The organism is Paenibacillus alginolyticus DSM 5050 = NBRC 15375 (genome assembly GCF_000422905.1).
GTDB lineage: Bacteria > Bacillota > Bacilli > Paenibacillales > NBRC-103111 > Paenibacillus_E > Paenibacillus_E alginolyticus.
The window spans coordinates 23,438-46,790 of the sequence record NZ_AUGY01000069.1 but is presented as its reverse complement, the minus strand read 5'-3'; the positions used below and the strand labels follow the sequence as shown (position 1 = coordinate 46,790).

The following is a 23,353-nucleotide window of genomic DNA, read 5'->3' as shown; positions in this document are numbered from 1 at the left end:
CAGCGATAGATATCGTTCTTATCAAGCTTTGGCCAAAAATGGCTTCCACCATGAAGCCAAAAAGTACGACCTGAAAGAAAATCCAGATCATCTAAAGTGGCTTCATACGATCATCTCTAATGCGAAAGCTTTTATTGGTGGTACCTACCACGGCTTAGATCCTAAGCACCTACAAGCATATCTCGATGAGTTTTGCTATCGATTCAACCGCCGTGAGGTCAAAAGCGAGTTATTCAATAGGTTAGTTCATTGTTGCCTATCGTCTACGACGATTACCTATCCTGAGCTAGTTGGATAATCAAAATTAACTATACTGAGATCAACCCTTAGAAAACGCTTTCTTATTTGGGTTAAAACAATGCGATCGGAGGAACAAACGAATGAAAAGAAATTGGGGGACGTTACTGCTTTCTACTTTAGTTGTTTCCAGTATGACACTAGCCGCCTGCAGCTCGGATAAAGCGGGTAAAGAGAAAGAGGGCAAGTCTCCAACAGATGCAGCAGCAAAAGGTGTGTCTTCAGCAGGCTTTCCCATCGTCAACGAGCCGCTTAAGCTAAAGATGTTCACAAGAATTGCGCCGGTCAATGGGCATTTCAAGGACATGCCGGTGTTCCAGGACTTTGAAAAAATGAGCAATGTGCAAGTTGAATTTATCGAGGCGCCAACGGATGGTTTCAATGAGAAAAAGAACCTATTGTTTGCTTCGAATGAGCTCCCGGATGCTTTATACCGCTCAGGCCTTACTCCTTTAGAGGCTATTCGATACGGCTCTGGCGGACAATTGATTCCGCTTGAGAATTTGATTGATAAATACGCCCCTAATATTAAAAAGCTAATGGATACGTATCCGGAGATTCGCTCAGCCATTACAACACCTGAAGGTCATATCTATGCCCTGCCGGGTATTGTAACTGTAAACGCTGCCAGAACCGATAAACGCTGGATGAATCAAAACTGGCTGAAGAAACTGAACCTGAAGGAACCCGAGACGACGGACGATCTTTATGAGGTGCTGAAAGCTTTCCGGGATAAAGATCCGAATGGCAACGGCAAGCAAGACGAAATTCCGATGACTGCGCGCAACGGCTTGAGCATCGTACCAATCATGGCCGGCTCCTTTGGTTTGGATTTTCAGTTGGGTTATAACATTAACCTGGAGAATGACAAGGTTAATATTTGGATGGGAAGCGACCGGAATAAAGAATTGTTGATGTATTTAAATAAGCTGTATGCGGAGAAGTTGCTCGATTCGGAGCTTTTTACCCAAAAGGAAGCGCAATATTTGGCAAAGCAAGGGACAGGGAATACCGGTTTCTTCTTTGATCAGACGAACAATCCGATGCTGGATACGAAAGTTGCGGATCAATACATCGGTATAGCTCCAGTCAAAGGACCGCATGGTGACAGATTGCAGTTGGCGGCTCCGGTACCTAGGGATTTTGGAGCTTTTGCCATCACCTCGGTGAACAAGAACCCGGAAGCAACACTGCGGTGGGTCGATTATTTCTACGGTGACGAAGGATCCACTTTGCTGCGATTCGGTCGCCAGGGCGAGAATTATGAATTGCGCGATGGCATTCCTTTTTATATGGATGCTTTCTTGGCATCAGGCAATCAAGGCAAAATCACTCCTTACGCCGGAGGCGGGGCGCCGCATCTGATCAGCGAGAAGGTTGCTTCTTACATCAATCCGCCGCAGGTTCAGGAAGCTCAGAAGAAACTCGATCCTTACATGCCGAAGATTCGTTATGCATCACCGATGTTTGACGAGCAAACAGCTCAACAAATCAACATTTTGCGCAATGATATTGATAAATATTACGAGGAACAGAGCACCAAGTTTATCGCTGGAGCCCTTGGCTTCGATAAGTGGGGCGAGTTCCAGAACACATTGAAGAAAATGAAAATGGATGAGCTGCAAAAGCTGTATCAAGACGCTTACGATAAACTCAAACAGCAAACATAAGCGACATTTGACGGCTGGAGGGCTACAGATGAACAATACGGCAAATACGGCGGGCGCCTCGTCTCGATCCAAATCGAGGCGCTCCAGCCTCTTTAAATCGATGAGTAGTCGTTACGATCTATACCTAATGCTGCTCATCCCTCTCACATGGTACCTTGTGTTCCATTATGGGCCTTTGTATGGTTTGCAAATCGCGTTTAAAAACTTCAGTCCGGCCAAGGGGATCAGCGGCAGCGCATGGGTAGGCTTTGATCATTTCCAGCGCTTCATAGAATCTTATTATTTCTGGAGATTGCTGTGGAACACCATTTCGATTAACTTGTTCTCTTTATTGTTTGCTTTTCCAATACCCATCCTTCTGGCTTTACTCATTACGGAAATCCGTAACAAAGCATTCAGCAAAATTGTCCAAAATATTACGTATATCCCTCATTTTATCTCCATCGTCGTTATGGTAGGGATGCTGATGCTGTTTTTATCTCAGCGAGGAGGTCCTGTGAATACGATTATTGAGGCATTTGGCGGAGCACCGGTTCGATTTCTCGATTCGGCGGCCTGGTTTAAGTCGATCTTTATCGGTTCCAACATATGGCAAAATATGGGATGGCAATCGATTATCTATATTGCAGCGCTCAGCGGAGTCAATCCGCAGCTGTATGAAGCGGCCAAAATGGATGGAGCAAGCCGGCTGCGGCGCATTTGGCACGTATCCATTCCAGGCATTCTGCCAGTCATCGTCATTTTGCTTATTCTCGATGTCGGGCATTTCATGAATGTTGGTTTTGAGAAAATTTTGCTCATGCAAAATAATTTAAATTTGGAATCCAGCGATGTCATATCTACCTTCGTCTACTCGACAGGTATTTTAAAAGGGGAATACAGCTATACAGCTGCCATTGGGTTGTTTAACTCCATCATTAACCTGGCGCTGCTTTTACTCGTGAATCGCTTTGCCCGTAAAAAGGCGGAGACAAGTTTATGGTGAGGAGGGCCATGTGATGAAGGAACATACGCTAAAGAAAAGGAAGTCGGATGAAAAAATATTCGATGCCGTGGTCAGCACATTGGCCGTCCTTATCGTTGTAGTGGTGCTGTACCCGCTCATATTTATCGTTAGTGCCTCTTTTAGTGATCCTGCACTGGTGCTGAATGGGGAAGTGGTTTTGCTGCCTAAACAGATCACTTTGGAGGCATATCGGAATGTCTTTCAAAACGATCAAATATGGAACGGATATGGGAATACCATTCTGTACACGGCAGTAGGTACGGTCATCAATCTGATCATGACGACATTAGCGGCCTATCCGCTGTCGAGACCAGACCTGCCCGGGCGGGGAATCATTATGTTTTTTGTAACGCTTACGATGTTTTTCAGCGGGGGTCTCATTCCGTCTTATCTCCTCGTGAAAAATTTAGGTATGATAGATACGATGTGGGCGCTAGTAATCCCTGGAGCCATTGCCACTTATAATCTGATTGTGATGAGAACCTATTTTCAATCCAGCATCCCTTGGGAGATTCAGGAAGCGGCACATATCGACGGGTGTTCGAACTGGAAGCTGTTAACCCATGTGATATTGCCGCTATCCAAGCCGATTTTGGCTGTCATGATCCTATTTTATGCGGTTGGACACTGGAACTCATTCTTCAATGCGTTGATCTATATTCGAAGCAAAGATATGTACCCGTTACAGCTTGTGCTGCGTGAAGTGTTGATGGTTAGCCAGGCGGATGCAGTTGACAGCAGTGTAGGACTGGAATCCAAAATCCTGTTAGCTGAGAGTATCAAATATGTGGTGATTATTATTTCCAGCTTGCCGGTACTGCTGATGTATCCTTTTGTACAGAAGCATTTTGTGAAGGGCGTTATGATTGGTTCATTAAAAGGATAATGGATGGAAGGAAGCGTTGTGATCATGCAAGCAAAAGCTAAGATCCAGGTGAAGACGAATCAAGTCAGTAAGGACAGAATTAATCCTTACATATTCGGGCATTTTGTGGAAGATATCCGTGATCATATGGATGCGATGTTGGCCTATCCGCTATCGGATATGGATTTTGAAAGTATGGATGTGACCTACAGAGGGCTATCTGGACGCTGGCGTCCTTATACGAACGGGAAAAGCACCATTTATGACCTTGAGCCTGCTGCTGCGCATCATTCCGGACATAGCCAGCGAGTACGAATCTATAGCGACGACGAGGCTTACGCAGGGATGAGCCAAGCGATTGCTGTGAAACAGGATCCAGATGGCTATTATTTGGCTCTGTATGCAAGAGCTTCAGTCGAAATCCAGTTTGTTGCAGCAGAGATTGTAGATAGGAAGAGTGGTGAAGTGCTTGGTTCCACGCGAATCGATCTGGTTAGCCATAACTGGAAGCATTATGAATCACGTCTCACGGTCAGTCGCTCTTGTGAGCATGCGGAGTTCCGAATCTATGTGCCTTCAGAGCATGAGCGCTGGTTAGATCATGTATCCACAGGGATGCTTTGGTTCGATCATATTTCGCTGCTCCCTTCTGACAGCGTAGGCCATGTTCGCAAAGAAGTTTTGGATATGACCAAGGATCTAAACGCCGGCATGATGCGGCTCGCAGGGAATTATATTAGTGCCTATCATTGGCGGCAGGCGATTGGTCCTGTGTATGAGCGCCCAAGTGTCATCAATGAAGCATGGGGCGGTTGGACGAATAAGTATTTTGGGACGGATGAGTTTATTGGGTTTTGCCGTGAACTGAATGTGGAGCCGCTGATCTGCGTAAACGATGGTTCGGGTACACCGGAGGAAGCCGCCGAGTGGGTTGAGTATTGCAATGGTGATGTCGATACCCCCATGGGAAAACTGCGGGCCGCTAATGGACACGCTGAGCCGTATGGCGTGAAGTACTGGGAGATCGGCAACGAAGTTTGGGGAGCATGGCAGGTCGGGCATTGCAGCGCCGAACAATTCGCAGAACGCTACATGCAGTTTGCCCAGTCCATGAAGGCCGTCGATCCCGGTATTAAGCTGCTCGCTTGCGGGGATGACAAGATGGATTGGAACAAGACTTTGCTAGAGCGGGCTGCTGCGCACATCGATTACTTAACCTTGCATTTGTATCACGGAACCAATCGGTTTGGGATGAATGCTCTTACGCCGAAAGAAGAGCGCTATAAGGCCATCCTCTCTTATCCGGAATGGACGAGGGAGACCGTGAGGCAATTAAGAGAGATGTTCGGATCATCCGCCCGTTATGCTCACCTGAAATTGGCGATCACCGAATACAATACGATGTATTATCCAAATACCATCCGCAAGGGTCTTCCGAATGAACACACCTTAGAAGCTGCGGCTGCCAATGCAGCGAATTTGAATGAATTTATCCGAAATAGCGATTTGATCGAAATAGGCAGCTTCTCCGACTTAGTCAACGGTTGGCTTGGCGGTTGCATCAGAGTAGGGGATTTCTACGCGGATCAGTTTCGCGGTAAGTCCTCAGGCAGAAGCGAGAATTCCTTATCCGTTTATGGCACTCCAACCTATTATGTCATGAAAATGTATGCAAACCGAGACTTGGGCTATGTGGTGGAGACCCGTACCGATTGTGGCAGCTTTAAGGTGAGCAGCACTGTTTCTGCGCCACAGCTTGATGACCTGCCGAATTTGGACGTCGTGGCTTGTACGAATGTTCGAGGCGATAAGGTGACGATCTTTATAGTAAATCGAAGTCTCGAAGATACCATTACAGAAGTACAATTGGAAGGATTTACGGAGTCGGGCACAGCCCAACTGTTGGAATTAGCAGCGGACGATTACGAATGCATAAATAGTGCGCAAAATCCGGATGCGGTGGTCTGCGAAGCTCATGAATTGTCAGTCATGAAATCCCAAGTGACCTGTCAGCTGAGGGCGTCCTCCGTTTACGTATTAGAAATCACACGCGAATAGGAGCTGATGATAAATGAAACAATGGTTGACGGGACTGCTTGCTTTCGTCTTGATCTTTTCTTTTCCGGCATCAGGATTCTCTTACAGCAATCCGCAAATCGTATCCGACTCATGGCGTTGGGAAAATGGAGATTTTTATGGGGAAGGCGACCCGTTCATTTTGAAATTTAACGGAGTCTATTATCTATACACCAGTACGGTGGATGATAAGCCAGGTGTGAAGGTTTGGTCGTCGGAAGATCTGGTGCATTGGGAATATCGAGGTCTATGCGCTACGGAACCGGTTACGAAAGGAGCCTATGCCCCGGAAGTTGTTTACTGGAACGGTGATTTTTACATGTATACGGCTCTGCTTCGGGATGAACCCGGCACCACGCAGCGCGGTCATCGCGTGCTGAAGAGCGCTAGTCCAACAGGTCCTTTCATGGCCCAAACAGGCAACATGGTAAATGGCATTGATGGAGATGTATTCATTGATGATGACGGACAATGGTACTTCTACAGCACGGGCAACGGCAATATCGACGTTCGTCCAATGTCCGATCCGTATACGTTTGGTGAGAAATCGAATACCGGAGCTGTGATGAAGGGTTGGACCGAAGGTCCGACGGTCATCAAACGCAATGGTAAATATTATATGACATATACCGGAAACCACGTGTGGAGCGATGCTTATAGGGTGGATTACGCGAGCAGCTCAAGTCCGGTAACGGGCTTTGTGCCTGCTGCATCCCAAAACCCGATTCTTCTCGATGCGGAAGGAGATCATGTCGGGATTGGGCATAATTCCATTGTGCGAGGTCCCGATCTGGATTCCGATTATATGGTATACCACAGCCATGCCAATCCAGGGCGAAATCTGAACTTGGACCGAGTCGTATGGAACGGGAACAAGATGCTCGTACTTGGTCCCACGACATCCGAGCAGCCCGACCCGGCCATGCCTGAGTTCAGCGACAGGTTTCAAAGGAATGAATTGGGCGATGGTTGGAAGGTTGTTGGCGGTGGGCACTGGGGAATCCGCGACGGCAGCACGTTGTATCAAGATACCGTAGGTGAACCGGGACAATCTCATATGCTTTTATCCCAGAAAGCAACGGATGATAACTTCACTGCGGAGTTCAACCTGCAGCAAGTTGAGCAGGGGACTAGCGCGAATCCGCTGATAGGTGCAGTATTCTCCTACAAAAATGAGAAAAATTATGGTGTTGCCGTACTTAACCGCAATCAAAATCGTTTGGAAACCGTGTTCCGCGTAGACGGCAAGGATACAGACCAGGTAACGACCTCTCTACCGGTTGGCTACGACTATACGAAATGGCATCAAATTCGTGTGGAGAAGGAGGGCTCCGACTATAGAATCTAAGTAGACGGCATGTTGAAGCAAACCCGTTCCATCGAGCACCTTGGTAAGGGCAAGATTGGTTATACGACAACGGATGCGCATGCGGACTTCGGATATGTCGCGTTTAGCAACAACGTGGGCGGTAGCAGCGCCAATGCCGCTTACAAGCCGATTCCCGGTGAGATCCAGGCAGTCCATTTCAACCCGAAAGGCAATGGCAAGTCCGATTCCGATCATATCAGTGTCTCCGAAGCTACATATGGAGGTTATTATGTCGCATCATTCAATAAGGGCAATTTGCAATATGATGTAAATGTATCTGAATTGGGAACTTATGATGTTGTTATCAGATATGCCGCAGGAGACGATGCGCGAGTGAAGCTTGAACTCGATGATTCGACGAAATTGACGGATACTGTACGGCTCCCTTCAACAGGCGGTGCGAATCAATGGGATAATCTGATCATACCGGATATCAAGCTTACGCAAGGGCTGCATAAGCTCAAAGTGATAGCCGACAGGGGAACGTTTGATTTTGCCTCTATGAAGTTCAATCGCTCCACTGCAACGACACCTATATCGGATGATTTCAACGACGGCGACGATTTCGATTGGATGAAATTCGAACAGGGCTGGCGGGTAGATACCGGGGATGCACCTCCGTTTGATCTTCCCAAGCCGGTCCCGGGCATCATTGAAGCGCCTTTCTACAATACGGGCGGTGAAGGGATAGGCTACCATGATAACACTCCCGAAAATATTGGCGGCGCATATCGAGGCGATTCCGTTGATATGCGAACGAACAGCAACTTCAACGGGCTTAATGTCGGTTGGAACCAAGCTGGTGAATGGCTCAAATACAACATTGACGTGAAGCGCTCGGGGATGTACAGGGTCGAAGTAACGGCAGCAACCACGTTCAACGATAATCAAGCGCGTATATGGCTGGACGATCAAACTGATCTGACTGGTGCGATCAATATACCGAGTACCGGGGGCTGGAATAATTGGCAGACAACGTTATCCCAGAGCTTCTATCTGCCTGAAGGCCTGCATACGATTAAGTTCGATACGCTAAAAGGCGAGTATGACTTCGCGAGGTTGAAATTCGTATCCTTCGATGTTCCCAAATCTGTTCCGGGCATTGTTGAAGCCGTTCATTATAACACGGGTGGCGAGGGTGTTGGTTACCACGACAATACGCCTTCGAATATCGGCGGTCAATACCGCAGTGACACGGTTGACATTCGTGTCAATCCAAAAGGAGGCTGGAACGTCGGTTGGAACCAAACTGGCGAGTGGCTGAAATATAACGTGGGCGTTGCCAAGTCCACTGTCTATGACATCAGTGTCCGGATTGCAACGGCGCTTAATAGCGGGAAAATCAGGTTATGGCTGGATGATATGACTGATTTAACTGGTGTTGTGGATATTCCCAATACCGGAGGATGGAATAACTGGAAAAACGTCAAGCTTGGAGACATAATGCTGCCGGAAGGCAACCATACAATCAAGGTTGAAATCGTTCAAGGCGAGTATGATTTCGCGAGTCTGTCGTTCAATACACAAAATGAAACCAAATCGCTTCCCGGGACCGTTCTTGCCGTGGATTACATGAATGGAGGGGAAGGGGTCGCGTATCATGACAACACGCCGGATAACATACGCGGGCTCTACCGTACGGATGACGTCGATATCCGGTTGCTCCCGGAGGGGTTCACGACGGGCTGGAACCAGACAGGCGAATGGATGAAATACAATGTGAATGTCGCCGAAACAGATAAGTACAAACTGGATTTGCGAGTGGCTACGGCTATGGATGGCAGCCAAGTCAGATTTTGGCTTGATGACACAACCGACCTAACAGGAATCATTAATGTTCCGAATACCGGCAATTTCCAAGAGTGGATGACGGTCAAGAAAGAAGGGATTGCCCTTCCCGCAGGCAATCACACCATCAAGGTGGAAATTGTAACCGGCGAATTCGACTTTTACAGCTTCCGCTTCCATAATGACCCGATTGTTGCCAAAGAAGGCGCATATAAATCCCAACCGAAAGGGTATCCGAAAGCGGTCATCGGCGACAGCAGTTGGTCGGACTATATCGTGGAGACGGATCTTAAATTGGGCTCAAATACGCAAGGAGGAAGTAATGCAGGAATTATTTTCCGTGTAAATAATCCAGCTGACGGAACGGAATTGGGACAGAACAGAGACGATTTCCTTCAGGGTTACCTTGCTTACCTGACCGCAGACGGCGTGCATCTGGGCAAATTCAATTATAATTTCCAGTATTTAACCGGTGCGGCGTTAACCGGAACGGTTGGGAATTGGCAGCATATGAAGGTAGTTGCTAGCGGCACGAGGATCAGAGTTTATGTTGGGGATATGGAAACCCCCCTTATTGATTACACGGATCGAAGCGAGACGGCTTTCACGCATGGCAACATTGGGGTTAGAAGCTTCAACAGTGAAAGCTTTATCGATAACTTCAAAGTGACGCCAATTCCGGCCAAACAACGAGAAAAATCCCCCTCATCTGTGCCATATAGGGCACGCAGAGGGTGATTTTCTCATTTTTTTATGTAATAGGGGGTGTGGAATCGTGTATGTACGATATATTTCATCTTTAAAGATCGTTTTATTACTTAAAAAATATTTTGTTATATAATAAGTGGACAAAAGAAGGGTTTATTCGTTAATATATTGTAAAAACGTTTGCAATTTCGAAAGTTCAGTTTGTTAATGGGGGGATTATGTATGTTGGAATTATCAATTAATGAACCAGATCAATTAGTCGCTGTTGCTCATGCACTTTCTTCTCACACCAGAATCAATATCATCAAGCTCCTCTTACAACATCATAATCTGAATATCATTGAAATTGCCGAGATGCTTAATATTCCAGTTTCGACTACTGCGATTAATGTTAAGGTATTGGAGGAATCTGGGCTCATCTTAACAGAATTACAGCCTGCAACTCGAGGAGCCATGAAGGTTTGCAGCCGTAACTTTGATGACGTGCACATGAGTTTGAACCCAATTGCCATGTATAAAAACCCTAACGATTTGTATGAGATCGAGATGCCAATCGGTCATTTTATTAACTTTGAAGTATTTCCAACCTGCGGTATGGCCAATTTAAACGGAATGATCATTCCGGAAGATGATCCGGTTAGCTTTTATCACCCTGAGAGTAAAACAGCTGAAATCATATGGTTGCGGCAGGGATGGGTCGAATACCGGTTTCCTAAAGTGATTCCACAACAAGCAACGATCAATTCAATCGAGTTTTCGTTGGAAATTTGTTCTGAAGCGCCTAACTATAACAATGAGTGGCCTTCAGACATTACAGTATGGGTCAATGGCATAGAGATAGGAACTTGGACTTCACCAGGCGATTTCGGCGATCATAGAGGCAAACTTAACCCTTCGTGGTGGAACGACAGCAGTACGCAATACGGTATTCTGAAAACATGGAGAGTGGATGAGAAGCGGAGTTCCGTCGATAATGAGAAAACATCCTCTGTCTCGATTAAGGATCTTCATCTTGAGGAATATCCGTTCATTGGATTCAAAATTGGGATTAAACCAGATGCCTTGCACCATGGAGGAATCAACTTATTCGGTCGCGGCTTTGGCGATTATGCCCAAGCAATTGTGATGAGAATTCAATTTGAGTGAAAATATAGAATAGGTAATGCGATAAAGCCTTATTGTTACATATATTATGTAACAATAAGGCTTTATCGCATTATTTTATTGAAATAAACATAATTATTGAATGAAACCGTTGACAAAAGTTAGATTTACAAGTATTGTTTGAATATAAACATTTTATTTGTAATAAAACAAATAAAATGTTTATTAATTAAGAAAAGGAAGGATGTGGTTTTTGCAAACGCTTCACATTTCATCATAATAACTTTTCAAATTTATGCCTTATTAAACCAAATTCTTAATTGGGGGAGTTTAAATGAACGTATTGAAAAGTAAAATGGCTAAGCTTTCTGTGCCTCTAATGCTAAGTTTCGCCATGGTTGTAACGGGATGCTCAAAAAGCACAACGCAATCGACAGACAAATCTACTACACAACCTTCTGGCCAGGCAACACCTGCAGCTGCAACACCCAAACCAGCAGAGAATTCCGAAATTTCCTTTATGGGTTGGGGTGGAGATACAGAAAAGGCTGTATTTCAAAAGCTAACCGATTCCTACATGCTGAAGTATCCAACAAAGAAAGTGAAATATACCGTCGTACCTCCTGCTGAGTATTATCAAAAATTGGATACCTTGATTGCTTCAGGCAAGGCACCGGATGTTTTCTATGCAGGTGAAGCTCAGTTCCAAAAACTTGCAGGCAGTGGAAGTTTGCTGAAAATGGATGATCTAATCAAAACAGCATCATCTTTTGATGAGAAGAATGTTTGGAAACAGGGATTAGACCGCTATCGTTTTGATGGTAAAGTTATTGGAAAAGGAAATCTCTACGGATTGCCAAAAGATGTAGGTCCTTGGGCATTCGCTTATAACAAAGCTCTGTTTGATAAAGCAGGTGTAAAATATCCAAGCGCAAAAGCTGGCGAATGGACTTGGAATGATATGATTGATGCTGCCCAAAAAATCACGACAAAAGGGGCTAATGGGAAGACAGATGTATTTGGGGTAGCTGGTTATTCATTGGAATCAGCCGTATGGGCGAATGGTGGAGACTATATTGATTACAATACAGGAACCATCAAAATTGACGAGCCTGCTTTTACAGAAGCTTTACAATTCGTGGCTGATTTAAATTTGAAATATCATGTTAGTCCTTCACCGACTGATGAAAAAGCACAAGGTGGTTATGCGCGGTTTGTTGCAGGCAAAATTGGTATGTTTCCAATGGGGCCGTGGGATCAGCCTGGTTTCTGGAAGTTGCCTTTTGGATGGGATATTGCAGCCTGGCCTGCAAGCCCGAAAACAGGAAAAACAGCAACATGGTTAGGTTCTTTAGGATTCGTCATTTCCAACAAAACCAAATATCCGGAAGATGCATTTAACTTTGCTTCGTATTTGAGTTTGGATCCTAGCTCGCAGAAAGAAAACTACCAATTGGGTCAAGCGGTTCCGAATCTGATCGACATGGCGAAAGGCGAATTCTTAAAATATGATAAAGCTCCTGCGAATCGCCAAGTATTCCTGGACATCATACAGGATTATGGCCATCCGACGATTGCTGTAGGATCCGTAGATACGAAATGGCTCGACACCTTTAACCAAGAATTAAGTCGCGTTTGGGAAGGGAAACAAACGGCTGATGTCTGGGCTAAAGAAATGAAACCTAAGCTGCAAGATCTCTACGATAAAGGAAACAAGAAATAATAAATAAGGATACGGAAGGGCGAAAATAGAGGCCGAAGGCTTCCAGCTTCGTCCTTCGTCCTAAAACAGGTGGGATCAGTATGATAAGGGCACAGAAAATAACAGGTTTTAGACGGCGTGAAATAATATGGTCGTACTTATTTATATCCATTCCCGTTCTAGGGTTTCTCATTTTCGGGCTTGCGCCAATCGTGTCATCGTTTGTATTAAGCTTTATGGATTGGGACATGGTCTCGCCTGCGAAATGGAATGGTGCCCAAAATTATAAAGAAATGCTTTTGGACGAAAAGTTCTATAAATCATTATATAACACTTTATATTTACTTATTGGTATTCCTATTGGTATGTTCTTTTCCCTCCTGATTGCAATTCTAATGAATCGAAAGCTAAAAGGAATTTCTTTCCTGAGAACAATATACTATATTCCGGTCATCTCACCTATCATTGCTGTTGCCTTGTTATGGCAATGGATCTTGAATAATGATTACGGGCTGATCAATGATTGGATTTATGAAATATTCGGTATCCAAGGACCTAACTGGTTAGGTGATCCGCATTGGGTAAAGCCTTCATTCATTATTATGGGTTTATGGGGAGGCATTGGCGGAACCATGGTCCTATATTTGGCGGGGCTGCAGGGGATTGCTTCCGATTATTATGAAGCGGCAACCGTTGATGGTGCGAACCGATGGCATCTTTTTCGCCACATTACTTTTCCGTTGCTTTCCCCCATTCATTTTTTTGTTATTGTCATGGGAATTATCGGTACTTTTCAATCGTTTAGTCAAATGTACATTATGGCCACAGATGGCGGACCGGAATACAGCGGGGCAACCATCGTCTTCTATATTTTTAATGAAGCTTTTAAGTATTTCAACATGGGGTACGCCAGTGCGGTCGCGTGGGTATTAGGTATCATCATCTTTATCATCACACTAATTCAATTTAAATTATCCAAACGTTGGGTATATAACGACTAGAGAAAGGAAGGTTGAACGATGAATAGAAATGAGCGGTCAGTGAATGCAATGGCCTACGTTATTTTGATTCTCGGTTCTTTTATAATGCTGGCTCCATTTGCATGGACGGTTTCGACAGCATTTAAAACCCAAGAGCATGTTTTTGATCTCCCGCCGAAATGGATACCGGCCCCATTTACATGGAATAACTTCGCGGACGTTTGGAATAAAGCCCCGCTGTTAACCGGATTTATGAATAGTGCCATTATTGTAATTTTTGTTTTGGGTGTGGGATTGTTTGTATCCGCAATGGCAGCTTATGCGTTTTCCAAATTTAATTTTCCGTTTAAAGATACTATTTTTCTTTGTTTGCTTGGCACAATGATGATTCCATACTCCGTGGTGATGATACCTCAATTTATCGGTTTTTCATACCTGAATTGGGTGGATACGCTGCTTCCACTCATAGTGCCCGGCTTATTCGGTCATATTGTCACAATCTTTTTCTTCAAACAATTTATGCAAGGGGGCATTCCTTCGGATTTAATTGATGCCGCCAAAATCGACGGTGCAAGCTATTTCCGAACGTTTGCTTCTGTGGCGTTACCCATTGTTAAACCAGCGATAGCCGCACAAGCTGCACTTGGATTCATGGGGATATGGAACGATTTTCTTGGACCCGTCATCTATTTGCATTCGACGGAAAAACAAACGATTCAAGTTATTATTGCAAGTTTGCAATCTAACTATATATCACAAGCGAACTATCCAAATATGATGGCAGCTTCATTGATTGCTTTAGTGCCGGTTGTTCTCGTGTTTTTTTTCTGCCAGCGGTACTTTATTGAATCCTTAAGCATCAGTGGATTAAAATGACCAAACGCAGGATACGGACGAAAAGAATGGTTATGGGGCTAAGTGTATTCCTATTAGCCACAGTGATTACAATTTCATTTAGCGGGAAAGGAAGAGGTCCTATGTTGATTTCCACGCTTGGGGAATCGTATCAGAATTCATTGGCGCTTGAGCAGGAATGGCCTGATTACGGGATAGGTGATCCCTATGTTATGCGATATAACGGACTCTATTATTTGTATTGCAGTACGAAGGATTTTCGTGTGGGCATTAAAGCTTGGAGCTCGAGCGATTTGATTCATTGGAAATATGAAGGGCTAGCTACGGAAGAGCCACTGACCGAAGGGGCTTACGCACCGGAAGTTGTTTACTGGAATGGGTATTTCTATATGTATACTTCGCCTGCTGGAAAAGGCCATTATGTGCTTCGCAGCGATAGCCCTACAGGACCGTTCACGATTCAAACTGAAAATTTGGGCTTATCCATTGATGGCTCTGTATTTATTGATGATGACGGCAAATGGTATTTTACGCATGCGGATGGTAAGGGGATTATTGGACACGAAATGTCGGATCCTTACACGATGCAAGATGGCAAAACGCTTAACGCTTATTTAGGCCATTGGACGGAAGGTTCAATGATTATTAAACGCGATGGCAAATATTTCATGACTTATACAGGAAATCACGTGTTCAGTAAAGGCTATCGGATTAATTACGCTGTAGCAACGGATTCACCAATGGGAACCTACAAAGTGCCGGAAAATAACCCGATCGTCATCAGTACGAAACAAGATTTTAATGGACTGGGTCACAGCTCAAGTGTGATAGGTCCTAACCTCGATGCTTATTATATTTTTTATCATAATTTAATTGGCCATTCGGCGGAAGGGCCTCCAGTTCGCAAGCTAAATATGGACCGAATCGTTTTTAACGGCGAGAAAATGGTAGTTCTTGGCGATGGCACTCATTTTCCTCAACCAGTTCCACAAATGCCGGATTTATATGATGGCGTCAATAAACCGCTGGATCAGAAGCTTTGGGATGTTCGTGTCAAAGAAAATGAAACGAATTGGTTGAGCAACAAAGCTACCGATAAGAATCGGTTTACAGCTGAATATAATTTTCGCATGAACATGGAGAATACACGGGTGGGGGAGGCTTCTTTCGAGACCATCTTTTCCTATACGGATGACAATAATTTTAACTCTGTTCGTGTTGATCCCGCGTTGCGAAGTATGACTCTGTTCGAAATGAAGGACGGGAAGAGGAAGCAGCTTGCAACCGCAGAGCTTCCCCAATCGATGGACTTTACTAAACTGCATACCATTCGAGTTGAAAGTGATGCCCGAAGCACGAAGATCTATTTTGATCAAATGAACAAGCTGACTGTTACAGACATCACTGTGAAATCGGGGAAAATCGGGTATACCTATCGAAACGTCAAGCCGACTTTGGAATTCACGGCATTTTCTAATGACGCCGACGGCAGCAGCGACTTTGAAACGGCTAAACCGGTTCCCGGAAGTATTGAAGCGGTTCATTATTTGGAAGAAAGAGATAAAGGGTTTCATGTTGGACATCCGGTTAAAGGGTCTGTTATGCGTGAAGACGACGGTGTTCCGATCCAAATGAGCGAAGACGGCAGTAATGCCGTTGCGATAGCGGGAAAAGGGGATTGGCTCGCCTATAGGATTAATGTGGAGTCAGACGGAACTTATGGTTTCGATGCGATGATGCAGGAAGACGGAAACGATAATGTGGTGGAACTGCAGGTCGATGGGAAATCCCAACGTTTCGAATTAGGCAATGGGAGTCAGAACGAAGGAAACCTGTGGGTTAAGAAGCACATTGGAAATATGAAGCTAACGCAAGGCGAGCATATTTTGACAGTAAAATTGGTTAAAGGGAAATTGAATTACCGCTTTTTAAATATATATAGAATCTCTGAACTGCCGACAGAAAAGCTCTCAAATATGTTTAATCAAATATTGCCTGAAGACATGTATGGCAATTGGATGAAGCATGAAGACGGGTATGCCGTACAGACTGAGGGATCGGATGCCAAAATGTATGCGGGCAGCGATGAATGGACGGACTATCGGGTTGAAGTTGATTTGAAATCCACAGCGGATTCTATTGAAGAGGCAGGGCTCTTGTTCCGTGTCACGAACGAATCTGAATTTCGCGATCAAGTAAGGGATTCGTTTATGGGCTATCAACTAACCTTCCGCAACGGACGTATGGTTCTGAAGAAAATGAATTATGACCAGAATGAAGTTGCTTCAGCTCCGGTCAGTATTGACTCCGGTTCATTCGTACACGTCGCTGTTGATGTTAGCGGAGCAACAATGAAGGTGTACGTAAACGGTTCGAGGCAACCCGTCTTGGAATGGACGGATACGAATGCATATATGCATGGGAAAATTGGGATTCGTTCCTCTTCTCCGACGTGGGTTTTTGCCAATTTTTCAGTAGTAAGGAGGTGATTTGATAGTTCAATGGTTATAAATTACTTCTAGATACGGCACAAGCACGCAATGAAAAAAGCTATTAGATTAACATTTTTCTTAAGGAGGAAATGTAAAGATGAAAGCTAATAATCGTTTGCGCTTGGGTAAATTACTAATGGTTTTGATGATGGTGGCTTCGCTTATTATTCCTTTCAATATGGCTCAAGCGGCAACGAGTGGGATGGCTTGGCCAACGTCAAACACGACAGTTTACACAACCGGTACAGGCGGAGTCTGGTATCCACGGATGCTTCAAGTGAACAGCAGCAACATGCTGGTTTCCTTTGATTCAACTGCGGACGGAGGTTTTACGAAAGTTAAGATAGCGAAAAGCACGGACGGAGGCATTACATGGGGAGCGCCTATTACAGCTGCTTCTGATGCGAACGGGGATGTTGGCAATGGTCAGATGCTCCAATTAACCAATGGAGACATTTGGTTGGCTTATCGCTTGGTCATACATTCCGGCAGCACGTACACCAGTTATTTGAAAGTTCGAAAGAGCAGCGATGGAGGCAGCACCTGGTCTGATCTGGCAAACGGACAAATAGCGACTGAAACGGAAACCTCTTTCACTGGGGTATGGGAGCCATTCCTCGGTTATGTGGGAAGCACGATTTCCGTCATGTATGCGGATGATAGTTCAGCCGTTGTCGGTACCTCGGGGAAGCAAAAATTATTGATGAAAACATGGAACGGAAGCGGTTGGAACAGTGCGACAGTTGTCAGCGACGGGGTAGCTAATGGCTCCAGAGACGGCATGCCGGTTTTCACAAAAATGGCGGACGGCAGGTACATTGTGGTATTCGAAGCCACGGACGTCACCGGGCATCCATTTGGAATCAAATATAAAATTTCCTCTGATGGCGTAGATTGGTCAGGCACACGGCAAACCATGTTTATACCAACGAATGCAGGAAAAAAAGCCGGAGCACCGTATGTCGTAAAACTGGGCGATGGCAGATTAATGGCCAGCTTCCAAACGGATGATTCCAGCGCCAATACGGGAGACAGTTATTCTTCGATGCGAACGATGATCAGCTCCGATAACGGAGCGACTTGGAGTTATTTGTATAATGTATTCCCTGTATCGGATACGACGTTTTCCAACTGGAATTCATTAATGGCTGTTGATACGACTCGCGTTATGGCAGTCACATCTGCCAACTTTCCTAGTACGGGCATTTACTTGCGGACGGGTAATGCAGGGACTCCCTCGAACGTGAATCTTGCCGATAATTGGGGTTTTGAAACGGCGAATGTTAATGGATGGGCGCCTTCGGGAGCCGATTATCCGAACCGGATTCACATTCATGGACTAAACGATGGTATTACACGTGCACCGGGGGGCGGAAACTACTTCATCGGTCTTGCTGGAACCAGTTCTCCGGGTACTGCTTATATTGGCCAGACAATCACAGGTCTGGATAGCGGTACCTACACAATGAGAGCTTATATTAGGAGCAGTGGCGGCCAAACCAGTAACTATATGGAAGTGAAAGACTATGGTGGATCTACGCTGCAAACTAATTTTCCCGTTACAGGAACTTGGACGCAGGTAACCATCTCTGGTATTAGTGTAACAAATGCACAGGCAACTATCGGTTTTTATGCTGCGAATACAAGCGACAGCCAATGGGCAGATATCGACAACGTTGAATTTTTCAAAACAGCCTCGATCACGCCGCTGAATGTCAATCTCATGAATAACTGGGGATTTGAAACGGCAAATGTGAACGGATGGACGACTTATGGATCCGATTATCCAGATCGGATTCACATTCATGGCATTAACGACGGCATTGCGCGTGCACCAGGTGGAGGGAATTACTTCATCGGTCTTGCTGGCATTAGTTCACCCGGTACAGCTTATGTTGGCCAGACAATTACAGGTCTGCAAAACGGAACCTATACGATGCGAGCTTATTTGAGAAGTAGCGGCGGCCAGACCAGTAACTATATGGAAGTGAAAGACTATGGTGGAACTGCTCGTCAAACCAATTTCCCGGTTACATCAACTTGGACGCAAGTGACGATCTCCGGCATTAGCGTCACCAGTGGTCAGGCGACCGTCGGATTCTTCGCTTCGAACAGCAGCGACAGCCAATGGGCGGATATTGATAATGTGGAATTTATTCGAACAAATTAACTGAATGCATTCTCCGCGCACAAGATCATTTGTGCGCGGATTCAACCATACTTGGTATTGCGGAAGAGGAGTGATCATCACAAGATGTCGACAAAAATGTATATAAAGGACTATCCAAGGCCTCAGTTTGTACGGGAATCATGGAATAGTTTAAACGGTGAGTGGGATTTCCGTTTTGATGACGGGAACATTGGAGAGAAAGAAAAGTGGTACGAGGAGTTTGAGGGGGACCTCAAGATCATGGTTCCATTCACTTATGAAACGAAGGCCAGCGGTATTGGTGAAGAAGCATTTCACCCTCAAATATGGTATCACCGATTGCTCGAAGTTCCGAAGGAACAGGAAAGCAAAAGGATCATCCTGCATTTTCAAGCGGTGGACTATATAGCCAAATTGTGGGTGAACGGAACGTATATAGGTCAACATCAAGGTGGATACGCTGCTTTTTCATTTGATATTACGTCCTATGTTCAATTCGGTCAGTCAAACAGCCTAGTCATGAAGGTGGAGGACAGCCAGAGCTGCACGCAGCCACGCGGCAAGCAGCGTTGGGTGAACGACAATTTCGAATGCTTTTATGTTCAGACGACTGGAATTTGGCAAAGCGTATGGTTGGAGTATGTAGCGGAATCTTATATCAAGTCTGTGAAAATGACTCCCGATCTCGATAGTAACTCGGTACACTTCGAATACCATACTCAGGGTGAATTAAAGCAGGGGCAGCTTCGTTTAGAGACTCGAATCAGTTATAAAGGCAATATCCTCAAGCAAGTCGCTTTGAACGTGGATCGGTCTTGGCTTCAGTTGGAAGTAGATTTATTGCATGAAGCTAATGGTCCGTGGAAGGCAATCAAATGGTCTCCGCAAAGTCCGAACTTATACGATGTGGAATTTGTTTTATTTCAAGATGATGTGGTCATCGACCATGTGTATTCTTACTTCGGCATGAGGAAAATCTCCATAGAAAAGGGAAAAGTTCTGCTCAATAATACGCCGATTTATCAGCGGTTAATTTTGGACCAAGGGTACTGGACCGACAGTCATTTGACGCCTCCTTCGGAGCAAGCATTAATAGAGGATATCGATGCTATTCTCGCCATGGGATACAACGGGGTGAGGAAGCACATGAAAATTGAAGATGCGCGGTTCCTATATTGGTGCGATGTCAAAGGGCTTTTGGTATGGTCTGAGATGGCAGCCACCTTTGAATTTAATGATGAGGCAGTTGAGACCTTCACCAAGGAATGGATCGAGATTGTAAGGCAGCAGTATAATCATCCGAGCATCATCACATGGGTGCCTTTTAATGAGTCTTGGGGCGTTATGCAGATTTTGACTGACCGTAAGCAGCAGAAGTTCACTGAAGGCATCTATCATTTGACTAAATCGATAGACCCTAACCGTCCTGTCATCACAAATGATGGATGGGAACATACCGTCTCAGATATTTTGACTCTACATGATTATGTGGAAAGCGGTACGGAATTCCTCCGGCATTATGCGGATAAGTCCCCTATCGTAAACAACGAAAATTCGTTTAACAATTGGAAATATGCTTTAGCGCATGGATACACGTATCAAGGGCAGCCCATTATTATTAGCGAATTTGGCGGGATTGCTTTCCAAACCGATAAAGGCTGGGGATACGGCAATCAGGTAGTGACGGAAGAGGCCTTTATTGAGCGGTTCCGTGGCATTACACAAGCGATTAAGGATATCGATTACATTTGTGGGTATTGCTATACGCAGATCACTGATGTTCAGCAGGAAATGAACGGTTTGCTCACTGAAGATCGAAAACAGAAGATCCCACTAGAGATTATCAAAGAAATTAACCTTGCGTAAAAGTTAGCAAGAAGTGATGAGAAAACGTTTCTTGTGTTGGATTCGGTGGCGCACCGATGGGACTGGATAACTATTTGGAACCTTATGAAGCAAAGAACAGTCGTGACGTGGTTATCGATTCGCTTCATAAAGCTCTGGACAAGGGACTTAATTATATCGATACGGCACAGGGCTATGGAAATGGGTTAGGCGAAAGTATAATCGGAGCTGTGTTGAAAGAACGTCGCCATGAAGCATATATTGCTACAAAGGTTCCCTCAAATCTTGGGTATGACGATGTGATTCGATCCGTCGATGCCAGCTTGAAGCATCTCCAGACCGATTACATCGATGTCATGAAGTTCCTGATCACGTATTGCTTTGGTCCATTCGTTCTGGTTTTTTTGATGTCATTCAAGTTCGGTATAATCTCTTTTATCAGGGTGCTGCAGATCCAATCATTCCGGAAGCCGCTAAGCATGACGTTGGAGTCGTCGTCATGAGGCCGTTGACGAGCCAAGCTCTTTATCGTTTTATGAAGCGCGTTGCGCCAGAGTCACTTGAGACGATCAATCCCCATCGCGGCCAAGGCGGGGTCCAATTTTATACCTAGCTAGTAGGGGCTAACTGTCATATGATAGTTAGCTATTTCTATTTCCCGAGGCTATATGGGAATGGTTAAGTAGACCGCCGTTCCCCAACCGTATTTACTCCGGATTTTAATGCCGAATGATTCACCGTAAAGCAATTTCAATCTCTTGTGTGTGTTATATAGACCGATATGATCCGTTTCGCCGATATCCTGTTTGAGCTCGTACTTAATTTGGTCAAGCCTTTCTGTGCCAATGCCGATTCCGTTATCAATCACGGCCAAATGAAGCATCACTTCGGACTGCCAGATTTTAATTTTGATTCGACAGGTTCCTTCCTTCACTTTGATGCCATGGTAAATACTATTTTCAATAAGCGGTTGCAAAATGAGCTTTGGCACATTGTACTTGTTGACCTGCTCCTCATATTCCCAGACAACATCAAATTTATCGTGATATCTAACCTTCTGTATGTCGATATAGCTTAAGGTATAAGCGATTTCTTTTTGAAGGATGACCGGTTTGTTATGCCCTTCCAAGGAATATCGCAAAATATCTGCCAAATTTTCTACCATTTTGTTCAAATTCCCGGGTTTGCCGGTAAGGCTAGCGATTTTCCAATTGATTGTCTCCAGCGTATTATATAGAAAATGAGGGTTCAGCTGTGATTGCAGGGCGATCAATTCCATCGCTTGGGCTTTATACTTTCGTTCGGACAGTTGCATGCTTAAATAGTTCTGCTCGATAAAATTTTTCAGGATGCTATGAATGATATAGCTGTAAACGTCTTTAATACGAGAAGGCAGAACAGGCAGCGGCTTGCTGTTTTCGGCGGATTCCAAAATCGTAACAATCGTTTTCACATCTCGGTAATTTTTTCGGGTCAAATAATACGTTAATCCACTGCCAAATAAAAAGGAGATCAGCAGGAGCAGCTGACTGGTCAGGTTCAAACCATCGGGAACTTCATATAACGATGTTTTGGGGGCAATAGATAAGTAGGTCCAACCGTATTTATCCGAGTTCAGCTTGGAAACGATAAATGGCTGGCCGTTCAGGTTCGTCTCATAAAAGGGACGCCCATCGGAAACGAGATCTTTAACAACCAAATGATCAAAATAGGGGAGTTTTTTGTTTTTAAACATAACATCCCCGTTCGGGCCTAATATGAGCAGGGTTTGATCCTGCAGTGTGGACAAATTGGACAAGTGGTTCTCGATATATTTGGCGTCAATGTTGAGCACGATGAGACCGTCTCCCTGATCGCGGGACAATTTGCGGTAAAGACTGATAATCTCCACGGCAGAATTCTCAAAGTTATATTTCTTAATGGTGCGGTTTTCCGTCCATACCAAATCATCGCCAAGTTGATGCCTTTTATAGCTGTCGAACCAGGCTTTATCATAAAATTCATTTAAATCGATCAGTCCGCCGGAGGTCGTGGAAAGTAAACGATTTTTGTCATTATTTAAATAAACGTAGACAGAATCGATATAAGGCATCGCCATGGCTGGCGCATCGATCAGATTTTTGATGGTCGCGAGTACTTTATAGTCATCGAGCTCCAGAGACGGCTTGAGCATTAGGCTCTTTAAATTCGCAAATTCGATCGCATTGGCCATAAAGTGGATGTTCAGCGAATCAAGCTGTTTAAAGATCAACTCAATATTTTCCTTGGTTTGCTTGAGCATATTGGTCGTGTTGTGATTAATTTCTTCCGTTACGTATCTCTTAATAATGACCGTGGACATTGTGCCTAGGATCAGAATGGGTACAAGCATTGGGATCAAAAAAGTGAATAAATTTTTAAGGAAAAATGCGTGATAGGTTTTCATCCGGTTCGTATAGTCCTTTATA

General features: G+C 44.8%; 14 protein-coding genes and 2 pseudogenes. 15 read left to right on the top strand and 1 reads right to left on the bottom strand.

What is annotated here, in order from left to right:
• The 15 genes and pseudogenes from G519_RS44645 to G519_RS0126540 form a co-directional block, all read left to right on the top strand.
• Nucleotides 1–298, top strand: a 298-nt coding sequence (locus tag G519_RS44645) for a transposase (protein WP_244280112.1), incomplete at its 5' end; no start/stop codon positions are given.
• Nucleotides 299–380: 82 nt separating this feature from the next.
• A complete protein-coding gene (locus tag G519_RS0126600) occupies nt 381–1,967 on the top strand; it encodes an extracellular solute-binding protein (RefSeq protein WP_029197288.1) in 1,587 nt (528 codons plus the stop codon).
• A 28-nt stretch (nt 1,968–1,995) separates the two neighbouring features.
• Nucleotides 1,996–2,952, top strand: a complete 957-nt coding sequence (locus G519_RS0126595) for an ABC transporter permease (protein ID WP_029197287.1) — start codon at nt 1,996–1,998, stop codon at nt 2,950–2,952.
• Between the two features lie 13 nt (nt 2,953–2,965).
• Nucleotides 2,966–3,859 (top strand): carbohydrate ABC transporter permease, encoded by an 894-nt coding sequence (locus G519_RS0126590; protein WP_029197286.1) that lies wholly within the window; start codon nt 2,966–2,968, stop codon nt 3,857–3,859.
• Nucleotides 3,860–3,883: 24 nt separating this feature from the next.
• Entirely contained in the window at nt 3,884–5,896 is a 2,013-nt protein-coding gene (locus G519_RS0126585) for an alpha-L-arabinofuranosidase C-terminal domain-containing protein (RefSeq protein ID WP_029197285.1), read from the top strand.
• A 13-nt stretch (nt 5,897–5,909) separates the two neighbouring features.
• On the top strand, nt 5,910–7,262 hold the full coding sequence (locus G519_RS47835) for a glycoside hydrolase family 43 protein (RefSeq protein ID WP_051253709.1): 1,353 nt from the start codon (nt 5,910–5,912) through the stop codon (nt 7,260–7,262).
• Nucleotides 7,263–7,271: 9 nt separating this feature from the next.
• Nucleotides 7,272–9,809, top strand: coding sequence for a carbohydrate-binding protein (locus tag G519_RS47830; protein WP_051253708.1), 2,538 nt, complete (start codon nt 7,272–7,274; stop codon nt 9,807–9,809).
• A gap of 192 nt (nt 9,810–10,001) precedes the next feature.
• Entirely contained in the window at nt 10,002–10,925 is a 924-nt protein-coding gene (locus G519_RS0126575; RefSeq protein ID WP_029197284.1) for an ArsR/SmtB family transcription factor, read from the top strand.
• A 292-nt stretch (nt 10,926–11,217) separates the two neighbouring features.
• Nucleotides 11,218–12,606 carry an ABC transporter substrate-binding protein gene (locus G519_RS0126570; protein WP_174806673.1) on the top strand — a complete coding sequence of 463 codons (1,389 nt, stop codon included), beginning with the start codon at nt 11,218–11,220 and terminating at the stop codon, nt 12,604–12,606.
• Between the two features lie 80 nt (nt 12,607–12,686).
• Entirely contained in the window at nt 12,687–13,586 is a 900-nt protein-coding gene (locus G519_RS0126565) for a carbohydrate ABC transporter permease (protein ID WP_029197282.1), read from the top strand.
• An 18-nt stretch (nt 13,587–13,604) separates the two neighbouring features.
• On the top strand, nt 13,605–14,441 hold the full coding sequence (locus G519_RS0126560; protein ID WP_029197281.1) for a carbohydrate ABC transporter permease: 837 nt from the start codon (nt 13,605–13,607) through the stop codon (nt 14,439–14,441).
• A gap of 101 nt (nt 14,442–14,542) precedes the next feature.
• A complete protein-coding gene (locus G519_RS0126555; protein ID WP_051253707.1) occupies nt 14,543–16,909 on the top strand; it encodes a family 43 glycosylhydrolase in 2,367 nt (788 codons plus the stop codon).
• Nucleotides 16,910–17,009: 100 nt separating this feature from the next.
• A pseudogene (locus tag G519_RS53710) lies at nt 17,010–17,495 on the top strand (exo-alpha-sialidase); the annotation flags it as partial.
• A 1,671-nt stretch (nt 17,496–19,166) separates the two neighbouring features.
• Entirely contained in the window at nt 19,167–20,927 is a 1,761-nt protein-coding gene (locus tag G519_RS0126545; protein WP_029197279.1) for a glycoside hydrolase family 2 protein, read from the top strand.
• Between the two features lie 50 nt (nt 20,928–20,977).
• Nucleotides 20,978–21,409 (top strand): annotated as a pseudogene (locus G519_RS0126540) (aldo/keto reductase); the annotation flags it as partial.
• A 161-nt stretch (nt 21,410–21,570) separates the two neighbouring features.
• Here G519_RS0126540 and G519_RS0126530 read toward each other — a convergent pair.
• Nucleotides 21,571–23,331 carry a sensor histidine kinase gene (locus G519_RS0126530; protein WP_029197277.1) on the bottom strand — a complete coding sequence of 587 codons (1,761 nt, stop codon included), beginning with the start codon at nt 23,329–23,331 and terminating at the stop codon, nt 21,571–21,573.
• Nucleotides 23,332–23,353 lie beyond the last annotated feature (22 nt).